Origin of the sequence: Streptomyces sp. NPDC020490 (assembly GCF_044335305.1) — a bacterium.
Classification (GTDB): Bacteria; Actinomycetota; Actinomycetes; order Streptomycetales; family Streptomycetaceae; genus Streptomyces.
The window spans coordinates 69,224-84,229 of sequence record NZ_JBIRUY010000032.1 but is presented as its reverse complement, the minus strand read 5'-3'; the positions used below and the strand labels follow the sequence as shown (position 1 = coordinate 84,229).

The 15,006-nt window shown below is 73.4% G+C and carries 13 protein-coding genes; 10 read left to right on the top strand and 3 right to left on the bottom strand.

Translation table 11 applies throughout. The features are described 5' to 3' along the window. Positions 1 to 4 precede the first annotated feature (4 nt). The 5 genes from ACH4ZX_RS29170 to sucD all read left to right on the top strand — a co-directional run bounded on the left by ACH4ZX_RS29170 (position 5) and on the right by sucD (position 6,011). Complete coding sequence (locus ACH4ZX_RS29170; RefSeq protein ID WP_398278973.1) at positions 5 to 1,264, top strand: VWA domain-containing protein; 1,260 nt, start codon at positions 5 to 7, stop codon at positions 1,262 to 1,264. 272 nt (positions 1,265 to 1,536) lie between these two features. After that, entirely contained in the window at positions 1,537 to 2,577 is a 1,041-nt protein-coding gene (locus tag ACH4ZX_RS29165) for a hypothetical protein (protein ID WP_398278970.1), read from the top strand. Positions 2,578 to 2,869: 292 nt separating this feature from the next. After that, a complete protein-coding gene (locus ACH4ZX_RS29160) occupies positions 2,870 to 3,388 on the top strand; it encodes a hypothetical protein (protein ID WP_398278967.1) in 519 nt (172 codons plus the stop codon). Positions 3,389 to 3,917: 529 nt separating this feature from the next. After that, positions 3,918 to 5,099 (top strand): ADP-forming succinate--CoA ligase subunit beta, encoded by a 1,182-nt coding sequence (sucC, locus tag ACH4ZX_RS29155; RefSeq protein WP_398278964.1) that lies wholly within the window; start codon positions 3,918 to 3,920, stop codon positions 5,097 to 5,099. Between the two features lie 27 nt (positions 5,100 to 5,126). Further along, on the top strand, positions 5,127 to 6,011 hold the full coding sequence (gene sucD / locus ACH4ZX_RS29150) for a succinate--CoA ligase subunit alpha (RefSeq protein WP_398278961.1): 885 nt from the start codon (positions 5,127 to 5,129) through the stop codon (positions 6,009 to 6,011). A gap of 179 nt (positions 6,012 to 6,190) precedes the next feature. Here sucD and ACH4ZX_RS29145 read toward each other — a convergent pair whose 3' ends face one another. Further along, a complete protein-coding gene (locus ACH4ZX_RS29145; protein WP_398278958.1) occupies positions 6,191 to 7,324 on the bottom strand; it encodes an RNA polymerase sigma factor in 1,134 nt (377 codons plus the stop codon). Here ACH4ZX_RS29145 and ACH4ZX_RS29140 point away from each other — a divergent pair. Next, positions 7,259 to 8,965 carry a DUF6350 family protein gene (locus tag ACH4ZX_RS29140; RefSeq protein WP_398278955.1) on the top strand — a complete coding sequence of 569 codons (1,707 nt, stop codon included), beginning with the start codon at positions 7,259 to 7,261 and terminating at the stop codon, positions 8,963 to 8,965. The genes ACH4ZX_RS29145 and ACH4ZX_RS29140 overlap by 66 nt on opposite strands. A 1-nt stretch (position 8,966) precedes the next feature. Here ACH4ZX_RS29140 and ACH4ZX_RS29135 read toward each other — a convergent pair whose 3' ends face one another. Next, positions 8,967 to 9,788, bottom strand: coding sequence for a hypothetical protein (locus ACH4ZX_RS29135; protein ID WP_398278952.1), 822 nt, complete (start codon positions 9,786 to 9,788; stop codon positions 8,967 to 8,969). Between the two features lie 278 nt (positions 9,789 to 10,066). Here ACH4ZX_RS29135 and purN point away from each other — a divergent pair, with 278 nt between their 5' ends. Together purN and purH are read left to right on the top strand one after the other, a co-directional pair. After that, positions 10,067 to 10,696, top strand: a complete 630-nt coding sequence (purN, locus tag ACH4ZX_RS29130; protein WP_398278949.1) for a phosphoribosylglycinamide formyltransferase — start codon at positions 10,067 to 10,069, stop codon at positions 10,694 to 10,696. Next, positions 10,693 to 12,258 carry a bifunctional phosphoribosylaminoimidazolecarboxamide formyltransferase/IMP cyclohydrolase gene (gene purH / locus ACH4ZX_RS29125; RefSeq protein WP_398278946.1) on the top strand — a complete coding sequence of 522 codons (1,566 nt, stop codon included), beginning with the start codon at positions 10,693 to 10,695 and terminating at the stop codon, positions 12,256 to 12,258. Before purN ends, purH begins: the two co-directional genes overlap by 4 nt. Before the next feature lie 193 nt (positions 12,259 to 12,451). On the opposite strand, the gene ACH4ZX_RS29120 is transcribed toward purH, so the two are convergent. After that, positions 12,452 to 13,081, bottom strand: coding sequence for a hypothetical protein (locus tag ACH4ZX_RS29120; RefSeq protein ID WP_398278943.1), 630 nt, complete (start codon positions 13,079 to 13,081; stop codon positions 12,452 to 12,454). Positions 13,082 to 13,363: 282 nt separating this feature from the next. Here ACH4ZX_RS29120 and ACH4ZX_RS29115 point away from each other — a divergent pair, with 282 nt between their 5' ends. Together ACH4ZX_RS29115 and ACH4ZX_RS29110 are read left to right on the top strand one after the other, a co-directional pair. Further along, positions 13,364 to 14,218, top strand: a complete 855-nt coding sequence (locus tag ACH4ZX_RS29115; protein ID WP_398278940.1) for a bifunctional methylenetetrahydrofolate dehydrogenase/methenyltetrahydrofolate cyclohydrolase — start codon at positions 13,364 to 13,366, stop codon at positions 14,216 to 14,218. Further along, positions 14,208 to 14,672 carry a DUF3017 domain-containing protein gene (locus tag ACH4ZX_RS29110; RefSeq protein ID WP_398278937.1) on the top strand — a complete coding sequence of 155 codons (465 nt, stop codon included), beginning with the start codon at positions 14,208 to 14,210 and terminating at the stop codon, positions 14,670 to 14,672. The genes ACH4ZX_RS29115 and ACH4ZX_RS29110 overlap by 11 nt, the downstream gene beginning before the upstream one ends. Positions 14,673 to 15,006 lie beyond the last annotated feature (334 nt).

Below are 15,006 nucleotides of genomic sequence, written 5' to 3'. Positions count from 1 at the left end.
GCCGATGACGCCACAGACAGCGAAGACGCAGACAGCGACGACGCGGGCAGCGACGACGCAGACAGCGAAGACGCAGACCGCGGCGGCACAGACAGCGTCGGCTCGGGCGGCGGCGGACCCGGCGCGGGAGCGGCTCAGGCGCTGGCGGCTGGTGCTCGGGGGCGACGCGGCCGACGGCACCGGGTGCGCTCTGTCGGGGCAGGACGCCGCGATGGACGCGGCGCTGACCGCCCTCTACGGCAAGGGAGACCGGCAGACGAGGGCCGGGCGGGACCGTTCGGCCGGGCTGGGGGCGTCGGCGCCGTCCGTGGCGCGGTGGCTCGGCGACATCCGGACCTACTTCCCCTCCTCCGTCGTCCAGGTCATGCAGCGCGACGCCATCGACCGGCTCGGCCTGTCCACGCTGCTGCTGGAACCGGAGATGCTGGAGGCGGTGGAGGCCGACGTGCACCTCGTCGGCACCCTGCTCTCCCTCAACAAGGCGATGCCGGAGACAACGAAGGAGACGGCGCGGGCCGTCGTGCGCCGGGTCGTGGAAGACCTGGAGAAGCGGCTCGCCAGCCGCACCCGGGCCACCCTCACCGGCGCCCTGGACCGCAGTGCCCGCGTCAACCGGCCGCGCCACCACGACATCGACTGGAACCGCACGATCGCCGCCAACCTGAAGAACTACCTGCCGGAACACCGGACGGTCGTGCCGGAGCGGCTCATCGGATACGGGCGGGCGTCGCAGTCGGTGAAGAAGGACGTCGTGCTGTGCATCGACCAGTCGGGGTCGATGGCGGCGTCGGTGGTCTACGCGTCCGTGTTCGGAGCGGTGCTCGCCTCCATGCGGTCCATCAACACCCGGCTCGTCGTCTTCGACACGGCGGTCGTCGACCTCACCGACCAGCTCGACGACCCGGTGGACGTGCTGTTCGGCACCCAGCTCGGCGGCGGCACGGACATCAACCGCGCGCTGGCCTACTGCCAGTCGCAGATCACCCGTCCGGCGGACACGGTGGTCGTGCTGATCAGCGATCTCTACGAGGGAGGCATCCGGGACGAGATGCTCAAGCGGGTGGCGGCGATGAAGGCCTCGGGGGTGCAGTTCGTGGCGCTGCTCGCGTTGTCCGACGAAGGGGCGCCCGCCTACGACAGGGAGCACGCGGCCGCGCTCGCCGCGCTGGGGGCGCCGGCGTTCGCCTGCACCCCGGATCTGTTCCCGGAGGTGATGGCGGCGGCGATCGAGAAGCGGCCGCTTCCGATACCGGAAACCGTGTGACGGGCGGCACGTGCGCTCAGCGCGACGCGTGCGCTCAGCAAAACAGGACATGACTACCCATCGGTAACAGGGGGCTTGCACAACCTCGGGAGGGCCGTGCGAGGATCGATGCCCGGTCATCCGACGCCGCGTCAGCGGTGTGTCGCGTCCCGCGCCTCCTACCGCGCCGCGCCGCGTCGGCTCGTGACTCGGCACCAGTCGCTCGTCAGCTCGCCCTGCCTTCGCTCGCCGAATCGCCCGATCCGTTCCGCAGCACGGGAGGAACCGTTCCCTTGAGCACGCCGGCCGCTCTGCCCGGTGCCGCCCTGCGCGTGATGCGCGCGGCGGCCGGACGGCGTGTGCTGCACGTGGTGCTGCTGGTGGGCGGACTGCTCGCGCTCGGGTTCCTCTGCGGAGCCCGGGCACAGGCGGCGGAGAGTGTCCCCTCGGCGGCGACTCCGGCGGCACCGGCAGCTCTGGGGCCGGCGGTGCCGGCGGTCCCGGCGGTGCCAGCGGCTCCGGCGGCCGAGCCCCTGCCGTCGGCTGCGGCGGACACTCCCGCCGACTCCGCCGACTCCGCCGACTCCGCCGACTCCGCCGACTCCGCAGACTCCGCCGTCACCGCCGACTCCGTCGCCTCCGCTCCGCGGGAGCCCTCGGCTTCCCCGGCCGGCGGCGATGTCCTGCGGCCGCTGACCGAGCAGGTCCTGCGGTCCGTGGACGAGCGGATCGTGCAACCGGTCGGTGACGTGGTGGAGACCGTGACCGCCGCGCTCGGTGAGGTGACGGAGCGGATACCGCCGCTGTCGTCGCTGCCCTCCCTCCCGCTGCCCGACTCCCCGTCCCTGCCCGGGAACCCCGGTCTGCCGTCGGTGCCCGGAGCGCCGTCGGTCCCCGGTCTCCCCGGCTCGCCCGGCCTGCCCACGCTTCCGGGGCAGACGGCGCCGGTGCCGGCCACCTCGGCGCCGCAGCAGGGCGCGGCGGAGCACTCCGCCGAGGACCCGTCCGCCGAGCGCCGGCCCGGGACGAACGCGTCGAGCCGCGCGGCGTACGGACCGCGGCTCGCCGACGCGGCCGGTGTCGTGACGCGGGGCGGGGAACAGCGGGCCGCCGTTGCCGGGTACGCCCCCGCGCACCAGTCGCCCGCCGGTGACCCGGCCGCCGCCTTGGGCAACCGCGCCGCCGCCGACACCGGCACCTCGCGTCATGGGGACGCCTCCGCCGTGGCCCTGAACGACCGCGCACCCCTGCGGCTCGTGCCCGGCGCCATCGCGCGCTCCACCACGACCCAGGCCCGGGACAGGCACCGGGACATTCCGGTTTCCCCCGCCTAGGCAGCAGCCCCTTCCCCCGCCACAGACCTGCCGCGCGGGGGCGGAACAGGTCTGCCCGTCCGTCCGGACTCCTCGTCGGTCTCCGGACGCAAGCCGCCGGCTCCGCTGGTCCACCCGACTCCCCGGACCACGACCGGAACCGGCCCCGGAAATGTCACCCAGCCTCCCAGGCCCGGGAACGCCCAGGACCCCCACGCACCAATCCGGTGCACCACTCGGGTGCACCACTCCGGTGACGGGCGTCCCGATGAGCCAGGGAGCGCTACCGAGATCCGAAGGATCCGACGCGTTCATGAACAAGAACATCCGCCGCTCCCTCGTCACAGCCGCCGGCATCAGGACGTCCAGGGGCTGGAGGGTCGCCGAGGCCATCCGCGGCGCCAGAGCCGGCCGTGCAGCGAGGACCGCCCGCGCCGTGCAGGCCTGGCCCACGGCCGCCGTCCGAACGGTCGCCACCGCCCCCATATCCGTGCCGGATGTGCCGCACGTACCGCACGTACCGCACCTGCCGCACCTGCCGCACCTGCCGCACGTGTCCGACGTGCCGGACGTGAGCCCCGTGCCGGACGTGAGCCCCGCGCGGGACCGCCAGGGCGAGGTCGACTACCTCTTCGGCCCGCTCTCCGTCTTCGCACCGGAGCGGGAGGAGGCGCTCGCCTCCGCCCAGACCGGCCTCGACGGTGTCGCGCAGGACCTGACCGGCACCGGCGAGGCGGCGGGCTGCCCGCTCGCCGGGCCGGCCGTCACCGGCGTGCAGGTCATCGCCGACACGATGCCCCCCGGGCACCAGAGCAGCACCCACCAAAGCTGACCGCCCCGGCGCGAAAGCGCCCCCGCGGCACCCCGCGCGCCGTCACGCGGCGCGCGCTCGACTCGCGGAGCCGAAGGACCCGGACGGCCGAAAGCCGTCGGATTCGTCCGGCCGGACCTCCGCGGAACGGGCCGGGCGGTCCCCATTGGGGTGGGGACCGTCCGCCCGGAACCCCGCAGGTGGCCTCTTCGCGCACCTCCGGGGCTGTTCAGGGGACCTCACCGGGTCAACCCCAGCCCGGTGAGGCCCTTCCCCGTCTCCTCGCGGCCTCCTCGGGCTCTCCTCCCGCCCTCCTCACCGTCGGCACGCCGTGCCAGTGAGCGTGGCATCATGTGACAGGTATCACCGCTCAGGTGTGACCCGCGATTTAGAGACCCTCCGCCAGCGGCGATAACCTGCGAGACGGACATGCCGCGCGCTCGGACACCGTGTGCGCCTCCCTTGTGACAGACGGCGGACGTCACGTTGCCCTTCGCGGCACGCCCACGCATCCAACGAACCGCGAGATCACTGATAGGGACGGAAGCGCGTGGACCTGTTCGAGTACCAGGCGAGGGACCTCTTCGCCAAGCACGATGTACCGGTGCTGGCCGGTGAAGTCATCGACACGCCTGAGGCGGCCCGCGCAGCCACTGAGCGCCTCGGTGGCAAGTCCGTCGTCAAGGCCCAGGTGAAGGTCGGCGGCCGCGGCAAGGCCGGTGGCGTGAAGCTCGCCGCCACCCCGGACGAGGCCGTCGCCCGCGCGACGGACATCCTCGGCATGGACATCAAGGGCCACACGGTCCACAAGGTGATGATCGCCGAGACCGCTCCGGAGATCCTCGAGGAGTACTACGTCTCGTTCCTCCTCGACCGTGCCAACCGCACCTTCCTCTCCATCGCCTCCGTCGAGGGCGGCATGGAGATCGAGGAGGTGGCGGCCACCCGTCCGGAGGCCGTCGCCAAGGTCGCCATCGACGCCATCGACGGTGTGGACGAGGCCAAGGCCCGTGAGATCGTCGCGGCCGCCAAGTTCCCGGCCGAGGTCGCGGACAAGGTCGCGAACGTCCTCGTCAGGCTGTGGGACACCTTCATCAAGGAGGACGCCCTCCTGGTCGAGGTGAACCCGCTGGCGAAGGTGGCCTCCGGTGAGGTCATCGCCCTCGACGGCAAGGTGTCGCTGGACGACAACGCCGAGTTCCGTCACCCCGACTTCGAGGAACTCCACGACAAGGCGGCGGCCAACCCCCTGGAGGCCGCGGCCAAGGCGAAGAACCTCAACTACGTCAAGCTCGACGGCGAGGTCGGCATCATCGGCAACGGCGCCGGCCTCGTCATGAGCACCCTGGACGTCGTCGCGTACGCCGGTGAGAACCACGGCGGCGTCAAGCCGGCCAACTTCCTCGACATCGGCGGCGGCGCCTCCGCCCAGGTCATGGCGAACGGCCTGGAGATCATCCTCGGCGACCCGGACGTCAAGTCCGTGTTCGTCAACGTCTTCGGTGGCATCACCGCCTGTGACGAGGTCGCCAACGGCATCGTCCAGGCCCTGAAGCTCCTGGAGGACCGCGGCGAGGAGGTCACCAAGCCGCTCGTCGTCCGCCTCGACGGCAACAACGCCGACCTGGGCCGACAGATCCTCACCGACGCCAACCACCCGCTGGTCCAGCGCGTCGACACCATGGACGGCGCGGCCGACAAGGCCGCCGAGCTGGCCCACGCCGCCAAGTAAGCACTCAGGACGAGGACACAACACACCATGGCTATCTGGCTCAACAAGGACAGCAAGGTCATCGTCCAGGGCATGACCGGCGCCACCGGCATGAAGCACACCAAGCTCATGATCGGTGACGGCACTCACGTCGTGGGCGGCGTGAACCCGCGCAAGGCGGGTCAGACCGTGGACTTCGACGGCACCGAGGTACCGGTGTTCGGCACCGTCAAGGAGGCCATCGAGAAGACCGGCGCCAACGTCTCCGTCATCTTCGTGCCGGAGAAGTTCACCAAGGACGCGGTCGACGAGGCCATCGACGCCGAGATCCCGCTGGCCGTCGTGATCACCGAGGGCATCGCCGTGCACGACACGGCCGCCTTCTGGGCGTACGCCGGCAAGAACGGCAACAAGACCCGCATCATCGGCCCGAACTGCCCCGGCATCATCACCCCGGGCCAGTCCAACGTCGGCATCATCCCGGGCGACATCACCAAGCCGGGCCGCATCGGCCTGGTGTCGAAGTCGGGCACGCTGACGTACCAGATGATGTACGAGCTGCGGGACATCGGCTTCTCCACGGCCGTCGGCATCGGCGGTGACCCGATCATCGGCACCACCCACATCGACGCCCTGGCCGCCTTCCAGGACGACCCCGACACCGACCTGATCGTCATGATCGGTGAGATCGGCGGCGACGCCGAGGAGCGGGCCGCGGCCTTCATCAAGGAGAACGTGACCAAGCCGGTCGTCGGCTACGTCGCGGGCTTCACCGCGCCCGAGGGCAAGACGATGGGCCACGCCGGCGCCATCGTCTCCGGTTCCTCCGGCACCGCGCAGGCGAAGAAGGAGGCCCTCGAGGCCGCCGGCGTCAAGGTCGGCAAGACGCCGACCGAGACGGCGAAGCTGGCGCGCGAGATCCTGGCCGGCTGAACCCGGCTGAACCCGGCTGAACCCGGCCGTCCGGCAGTCCGGCCGTCCGGCCGTCCGCACGGCTCGTGGGCCCGCCCCCTTCCCGGGGGCGGGCCCACCGTCGTCAGCGGGGTGCGTCAGCGCGGCGCGCCACCGGGGGTGTGGCACCGCGGCGCGTCACCGGACCGCGTCGGAAGGTGTCACCGCGGCGCGGGCAGCAGTCGCTCCGGGCCCCGGACGACCTGGGAGCGCAGCTTGGCCCGCAACCGTGCCTCGCGCTGCGACAGCGGCCCCGGCGCGACCCGCGGCGGCAGCCCCTGCACGGTCTTCCCGGGCGGGACCGGGGGCTCGTAGTGTGTCGGCGCGGTGCGCAGGGTCAGCGCCGTCGTCGCGATCAGCGAGGCGGTGAAGGCGATCGCCGCCCGCGTCCAGAAACGCGCCCGGCGCTCGCAGCCCGTGCGCACGGCCGTCGGGGCGGCGGCCCGCAGCCGTTCCGCGGAGGCCACCTCGGCCAGCCGCCGGCGCAGTACTCCGGGGTCCGCCAGCTCCGGCAGGCACGCGGCGACCGCCTCGCGCGCGTGCAGCAGCCGGTGTGCCGTCGCCGGGGTGCTCGCCTCCGTCTCCGCCGCGGTCTCCGGCAGGTCCAGGCCGACGCCGTCGTACAGCACGAGGGTGCGGCGGTGGGGCGGCGGGAGGTTCCGCAGGACCTGGAGCAGCGCGCGGTGGGCGGGGTCGGCCGGCGGCGGTTCGGGATGCCGGTGGCGCGGGCGGAGGCGGTGCCAGGGGGAGAGCGCGCACTCGTGTGCGGCCGCCCGCACCCAGCCCGCCGGATCCGGGTCGCGGGCCACCTCGGGCCAGCGCTGCCAGGCGAGGTGGAAGGCCCGCTCGACCGCCTCGCGTGCCGCCTCGCGCCGCCCGGTGAGGAGGTAGGCCTGCCGTACGAGGGCGGGGGCGCAGAACGCGTACAACGCGTCGAATGCCTGAGCGGGCGTCAGGTCGGTCTCCTGGCCTGTCTCGTGGCTCCGCGTCACTGCGCGCCCCTTCGTACGAAAAAGTACATAACCATATATTGGGCGACACATCGGAGGTTCGGCGGTTACGACGGGAAAGAGCGTGTCGTTGGGAGCATGGCGGGCGTGACCCGGATGACCTCTCGCCGATCGCCGTTGCCGCCGCAGCTCGCCCGGAGGCGCCGCCGAGCGCCCCGGCCGGCCGCCGGCCTCGTGGGCGGTGCGGTCGCCGCCGGGCTCGGGCTCGGGGCGTTCGCCATGCTGGTGACCGTGCTGTGGATCAGCTCGCCGTACCCCGACACCGGCCCCCGCGGCGTGTTGCACGTCGCCGCCGCGCTGTGGCTGCTCGCGCACGGCGCGGAACTGGTCCGCACCGACACCCTGTCCGGCGTCCCGGCACCGGTCGGCGTCACCCCGCTGCTGCTCCTCGCGCTCCCCGTGTGGCTGCTGCACCGGGCGGCCCGGGACACGGCGGACGCGGGCGAGGCCGGCGAACCGCTCGTGCCGGGCCGCACGGCGTGGACGGGCGTCGTCGTCGGCTACCTCGCCGTCGCCGCGGCCGCCGCGCTGTACGCGTCGGGCGGCGAACTGCGGCCCTCATGGGCGGGGACCGCGGTGAGCCTGCCGCTGGTCACCGCGGCGGCGGCCGGGGCGGGCGTGTGGACGGCGTACGGCCGTCCGTACGGAGTGGCGTACGGCCGTCCGTACGGAGTGGCGTACGGCCGTCCGTACGGAGTGGCGTACGGCCGTCCGTACGGAGTGGTGTACGGCCGTCCGTACGGGGCGGTGGACGGCGTGCCGGTCTTCCTGCCGGCGCCGGTGCGAAGGTTCCTGCCCGGGGCCGGTGCCCGGGACCGCCTGGTCGTGGCCGCACGGGCCGCGGCGGGCGGGGCGGCGGTGCTCGTCGGCGGCGGGGCGCTGTTGCTGGCGGTCTCCCTGGTCCGGCACGGCGGGGCGGCGGGGGCGTCCCTGCTGCGGCTGACGGAGGGCTGGTCCGGCCGGTTCGCGGTGCTGCTGCTGTGCGTGGCGCTGCTGCCGAACGCGGCGGTCTGGGCGGCGGCGTACGCGCTCGGCCCCGGTTTCGCCCTGAAGGCCGGCCATGTCGTCGCACCCTTCTCGTCGGCGCCGGTGCCCTCGTTGCCGTCGTTCCCGCTCCTGGCGGCGGTGCCGGAACCGGGGGCCGGGGGGCCGGTGAACTGGGTGGCGGCGGTGGTGCCGGCGGCGGCCGGGGTGACGGTGGGGTGGCTCGTGGGGCGGGCCGCGGACGGGGACGGCGTCCGCCCGCGCGGGTGGACCGCAGCAACGGCCGGGCTGGCGGCGCTGATGTGCGGGGGCGCGATGGCGGTGCTCGCGGCTCTGGCGGGCGGGCCGCTCGGCGTGGCGGCGCTCGCCCGGTTCGGTCCGGTGTGGTGGCAGACGGGCGGCGCGGCCCTGCTGTGGACGGCGGTCACGGCGCTCCCGACGGCACTGGCCCGACGGCCCCGCCATCGCGCCGCACCCACACCAGGACCCGGGCTCGCACCCGCGCCCACACCCGCGCCCTCGCCCACACCCGCACCCGGGCTCGCATCCGCGCCCTCGCCCACACCCGGGCTCGCATCCGCGCCCTCGCCCGCACCCGCACCCGCACCCGCGCCCACACCCGCGCCCGCGCCCGCATCTGTGCCCGTGCACCCCGCCCGCCGCCGTCCGCGGCTGTGGCTGCCCTCATTCGCGCGCCGTGCGTCCGGCCGGCCCGGCGGCCCGCCGTCGGCTCGCGTCCCCGGCGCCGACGACACCGAGGCGTACACCTTCCCCGGCTTGGACGACGCCGGCTTCCAGCCCTGGGACGCCCTGCCCCCCGAACCCCCGGAGCAGGCGCCCGGCCCGCAGAAGCCGCAGGAGCCGCGGCAGCCGCAGCAGCCGGGCGAGCATCAGGAGTCCCCCGAGCCGGACCGGCCGAGCAAGCCCGAGGAGCCGCGGTAGGTCAGCTGTTCGCGTCCAGCACTCCGCGCAGTTCCTTCGGCAGGTGCTGGCTGCAGGACTGCCTCGCCTCGCTGGTGAGGGCGTCGCTCCGGCAGGTGTAGTAGTCGCTGTAGACCAGGTGCGCGGCGAAGTTCGCGGCGACCAGGAGGATGGCCAGGGACGCCGTGACCAGGCCGCTCACCGCCGCCGTCGTCTGCGGGCGGCCGGCGGCCTCGGGGCCGGCGCCGGCGCGCGGCTTGGCGCGCAGCGCGCTGATGCCCCAGTACAGCGAGAGCGCGCCGAGCAGCAGGGCCACGTACGGCCAGCCGAACAGGGAGAAGAAGAACGCCCACATGCCGCCCAGCAGCGCGTACCGGGCACGGCGCTGGACGGGGTCGGTGGGGTCCCAGCGCATGTTCGCGCCGGGACCGGGGCTCTTGGGGCCCTCGCTGTCGCCGCGCTGAGCGCCGGGGCGTTCGCCGAAGCCGCCGGAGGAACGGCCGGGCTGGCGGTCGCTCCACTGGCTGCCCCAGGGTGAACGCCCGCCCTCGCCGGACGAGCCGTCGGAGCCCCCCGAGCCCCCCGAGTCCCCGGAGCCCCCGCGGCCCCCGGAGTCCCGTCCCACCGGGCGGCGCGGCTGCCAGGGCCGGTCCGGAGCGCCCTCCGGCGGCGGCGCGAACGGGTTGTCCTCCTGCGCGGCCCCCTCACGCCCGTCACCCCTCGTCCCGCCCGAGGGCGCGTCGGTAGGCGAGGCGGGCCGCTCCCGCAGCAGCACGCGGCTGTGCTCCCCTTCCTGCGCCGGAAGCGGGGGGAGGGCGAGGAGTCGCAGACTGCGGTCCGGCATCAAGTGAGCGTCTTCCCCTTGGCGAGTACGGTGGCTGTGGTGGGTCCGGCGGACCGGCCCGGCCTGAGCTGTCACCCCGGAAACGCTCCGCACGCCTGCCGCGTTCCCGAGCCCGCTCCCCGCAGACGCTACCTTCCGGCCACGCCCCCGTCCCACGGGGGCCGTCCGGTGTGCCGGTATCGTTGCTGACGGTCGGCCGCTTCGTAGACTTCCCCGTATCCGGGGGCGCGAAGCATTCGTACGACCATACAAACGCCTCCCCGAGAAAGGGCCCCACCGTGGCCGCCAAGCCCGTGGCCAAGCGCCTCGTCGTGCTGGTCTCCGGATCCGGTACGAACCTGCAGGCGCTCCTCGACACCATCGCGACCACCGGCGCCGAGGCGTACGGAGCCGAGATCGTGGCCGTCGGCGCGGACCGGGAGGGCATCGAGGGCCTCGCCCGCGCCGAGCGCGCCGGACTGCCCACCTTCGTGTGCCGGGTCAAGGACCACGACACCCGTGAGGCGTGGGACGCCGCCCTCGCCGAGGCCGTCTCCGCGTACCGGCCCGACCTCGTGGTGTCGGCGGGCTTCATGAAGATCGTGGGCAAGGAGTTCCTGGCCCGATTCGGCGGCCGGTTCGTCAACACGCACCCCGCCCTCCTGCCCAGTTTCCCCGGAGCCCACGGCGTGCGGGACGCCCTCGCGTACGGCGCCAAGGTCACCGGCTGCACCGTCCACTTCGTCGACGACGGCGTCGACACCGGACCGATCATCGCCCAGGGCGTGGTGGAGGTCCGGGACGAGGACGACGAGAGCGCTCTGCACGAGCGCATCAAGGAAGTCGAGCGAAGGCTGCTCGTCGAGGTCGTGGGGCGCCTCGCCCGCAACGGCTATCGCATCGAGGGACGAAAGGTAGTTATCCAGTGACCGCCGAGAGCAACAAGCGGCCGATTCGCCGGGCGCTCGTCAGCGTCTACGACAAGTCCGGGCTCGAGGAGCTCGCCCGCGGCCTGAACGAGGCGGGCGTGGAGCTCGTCTCCACCGGTTCCACCGCCGCGAAGATCGCCGCCGCCGGCGTCCCCGTCACCAAGGTCGAGGAACTCACCGGCTTCCCCGAGTGCCTGGACGGCCGGGTCAAGACCCTGCACCCGAAGGTCCACGCGGGCATCCTGGCCGACCTGCGCCTGGACAGCCACCGGCAGCAGCTCGCCGAGCTGGGCTTCGAGCCGTTCGACCTCGTCGTCGTCAACCTCTACCCGTTCCGGGAGACCGTCGCCTCCGGCGCCACGCCCGACGAGTGCGTCGAGCAGATCGACATCGGCGGCCCGTCGATGGTCCGCGCCGCCGCCAAGAACCACCCCTCGGTCGCGGTCGTCACCAGCCCCGCCCGGTACGCCGACGTCCTGTCCGCGGTCAAGGACGGCGGCTTCGACCTCGCCGCCCGCAAGCGGCTCGCCGCCGAGGCCTTCCAGCACACCGCCGCCTACGACGTCGCCGTCGCGAGCTGGTTCGCCTCCTCCTACGCGCCCGTCGACGAGTCGCGGTTCCCCGACTTCCTCGGCGCCACCTGGGAGCGCAAGAACACCCTGCGCTACGGCGAGAACCCGCACCAGCCCGCCGCCCTCTACGTCGACGGCACCGGCGGCGGCCTCGCCGAGGCCGAGCAGCTGCACGGCAAGGAGATGTCGTACAACAACTACACGGACACGGACGCCGCCCGCCGTGCCGCGTACGACCACGCCGAGCCGTGCGTCGCGATCATCAAGCACGCCAACCCGTGCGGCATCGCGGTCGGCGCGGACGTCGCCGAGGCGCACCGCAAGGCGCACGCCTGCGACCCGCTGTCGGCGTTCGGCGGCGTCATCGCCGTCAACCGGCCGGTCAGCAAGGAGATGGCGGAGCAGGTCGCGGAGATCTTCACCGAGGTCATCGTCGCGCCCGACTACGAGGACGGCGCGCTGGAGGCCCTCACCAAGAAGAAGAACATCCGTGTGCTGAGGGCGCCCGGCGCCCCGGCGAACCCGGTCGAGGTCAAGCCCGTCGACGGCGGCATCCTGGTGCAGGTCACCGACCGCCTCCAGGCCGACGGCGACGACCCCGCGGGCTGGACGCTCGCGACCGGCGAGGCGCTGTCCGAGGCCGGGCTCGCCGAGCTGGCCTTCGCCTGGAAGGCGTGCCGGGCGGTCAAGTCCAACGCCATCCTGCTCGCCAAGGACGGCGCCTCGGTCGGCGTCGGCATGGGCCAGGTCAACCGCGTGGACTCCTGCCGGCTGGCCGTCCAGCGGGCCGGCGAGGAGCGGGCCCGGGGCTCCTACGCGGCGTCGGACGCCTTCTTCCCCTTCCCGGACAACATCGACGTGCTGAGCGAGGCCGGGATCAAGGCCATCGTCCAGCCCGGCGGCTCGGTCCGCGACGAACTGGTCGTCGAGGCCGCCGAGAAGGCCGGCATCACGATGTACTTCACCGGCACGCGGCACTTCTTCCACTGATCGCGGCGTCGCGTCGCCTGACCGCGACCTCCGTCGATCGCGGCGTCCGCTGATCGCGGCGTCCGCTGATCGCGGCGTCCGCGTGACGCGGCAGGGCCGTGTCCCTCCCTGCGAGGCGGGACACGGCCCTCGGTGTTTCGGTGTTTCGGCGTTCCCGCGGCGCGGACGGCTCGGCGCGAGCGGCCCCGCCGGCTCAGTAACGCGCTCGGTTGAACCAGGCGTTGCCGTTGGCGTTGCCGACGAACACGGCGATCAGGATGCCGAGCACCGTGTGGATGAGGCCCACGATGATGAACGGGTAGATGCCGAGGACCGCGGTGATGATGCCGAAGATCATCGCCGCCACGCGCACGCCGTTGCCGCCGGTGTTGAACTTCACCGCCAGCATGAGCGCGAACACGCCCCAGGCCAGCGCGAACACCGTGAAGCCCCACAGCGCGCCGGTCGAGTAGTTCTTGAGCTGCTCGAAGGCCGCCTCGTTGTCGAGGGAGCCGTTCTTGGCGGCCTGGATGGTCGCGGCGCTGAAGGCGAACAGGGCCACGCCCAGCAGCTGCAGGGCGACGATGACCCACAGCAGGATGCGGGCCGCGCTCACGGTGCCCGGCATCGTCGTCATCATCGGGGCGCCGCCGTAGGACTGGGGCGCGGGAGCGGCGGGGTAACCGTAGCCGGGAGGCTGCTGCTGCGGGTAGCCGTAGCCCGGCTGGCCCTGGGGGTAACCCGGCTGCTGACCCTGCGGATACCCCGGCTGCTGACCCTGGGGGTAGCCCGGCTGCTGGCCCGGGGGCGGGCCGTAGGGGTTGTTGGGATCGCCGAAACTCATGGCGGGGTTTCCTCCGTTGCTCCAGGTGCGGGGACGACGCGCGGCGCCGTACGGAGGAAGATCCGAAAAGAATCCGAGTCTGCGGTGCGTCCCCCCGATGAGCTGCCCGCGGCACTGTTCTGCCATCGTTCTTTACCAGTGACTTACTTGTCCAGCCGCATTCCGCAGGTGTTGTGCAAGTGCAACATCGCTGATCATGGCCGGACACCGGGGGAGCGGCGCCGTGCCCTCCGGAGGGACCCGGATTGGAACCGGGGGGCCGTCATCCGCGAGGATGGGGCCATGACCGCCCAGATTCTCGATGGCAAGGCCACCGCAGCCGCGATCAAGTCCGATCTGACCGCCCGCGTGGCGGCGCTGAAGGAGAAGGGCGTCACGCCCGGCCTCGGCACCATCCTGGTCGGGGACGACCCCGGCAGCCAGAAGTACGTCGCCGGCAAGCACCGCGACTGCGCCCAGGTCGGCATCGCCTCCATCCAGCGCGAGCTGCCGGCCACGGCGACGCAGCAGGAGATCGAGGCGGTCGTGCGCGAGCTGAACGAGGACCCGGCCTGCACCGGCTACATCGTCCAGCTGCCGCTGCCCAAGGGCATCGACGAGAACCGCATCCTCGAGCTGATGGACCCCGACAAGGACGCCGACGGCCTGCACCCGATGAACCTCGGCCGCCTGGTCCTGAACGAGCCGGCCCCGCTGCCCTGCACCCCCAACGGCGTGCTCACCCTGCTGCGCCGCTACGGCGTGGAGATCAAGGGTGCCGAGGTCGTGGTCGTCGGCCGCGGTGTCACCATCGGCCGGCCGATGCCGCTGCTGCTCACCCGCCGCTCCGAGAACGCGACGGTGACCCAGTGCCACACGGGGACGCGCGACCTGTCGGCGCACCTGAAGCGTGCCGACATCATCGTCGCGGCCGCCGGCTCCGCCCACCTGATCCGTCCCGAGGACGTCAAGCCGGGCGCCGCCGTCCTCGACGTGGGCGTCTCCCGCAGCGCCGAGGGCAAGATCGTGGGCGACGTCCACCCGGACGTGGCCGAGGTGGCCGGCTGGATCTCCCCCAACCCCGGCGGCGTCGGTCCGATGACCCGGGCCCAGCTGCTCGTCAACGTGGTCGAGGCGGCGGAGCGCTGTGCCGGCTGAGGACACCGACGACCTCCAGGTGCGGGACGCGGTCAGCGCGCCGGACGCCGAGGGCAGGCCGCGCCGCGTCACCCGCCGCTTCCCGCTGTTCACCCGGGACACCGCCCGCCCCGAGGGCGGCGGCCGGGCCGCGCCGGGCGACGCCCCGGCGCCCGCCCGGCAGTGGCCGGTCCTCACCGTGCTGGGCCTGGTCGCGGTCGGCCTGCTGCTGACCGCCCTCGACGCCTTCCGGTACGGCACGCTGCTGATCGGCATCGCGCTGGTCGCCGGCGGTGTCCTGCGCTGGCTGCTGCCCGACGTCGGCATGCTCGCCGTGCGCTCCCGCTTCACGGACATCGTCACCTACGGGGCCCTCGGGCTGGCGATCGTGCTGCTGGCGCTGATGGTCCAGCCGAACCCCTGGCTGCAGATCCCGTTCCTGAAGGACACCCTGCACTTCACGGTCAGCGGTTAGCCGCGCGGCCCGCGCGGCGACGGCCCGCGCGGGACGGCCCGTCCCCTCCCCCGAGCAAGGACGGGCCGCCGCACGGATCAACCCTCTCCCGCGGTGAACCGCCTGTTCAACGGCTGTCCGCGCGCTGTGGCACGGAGGTGACCGTTTCGCTACGGTGTCCGCGCTTCGCCACGGACGCGGGAACCGCGCACCGCCCGGCGCCGTCCCTCGCACCGACCGGGCAACCGACGAGAGCGCCGACGCTTGCGTGACCGGCGTGACCGGCGTGACCGGCGTGACCGGACCAGCGAGACCAGCGTGACCGGCGGAACCCATGAAGTCGGCGGGACCCGCG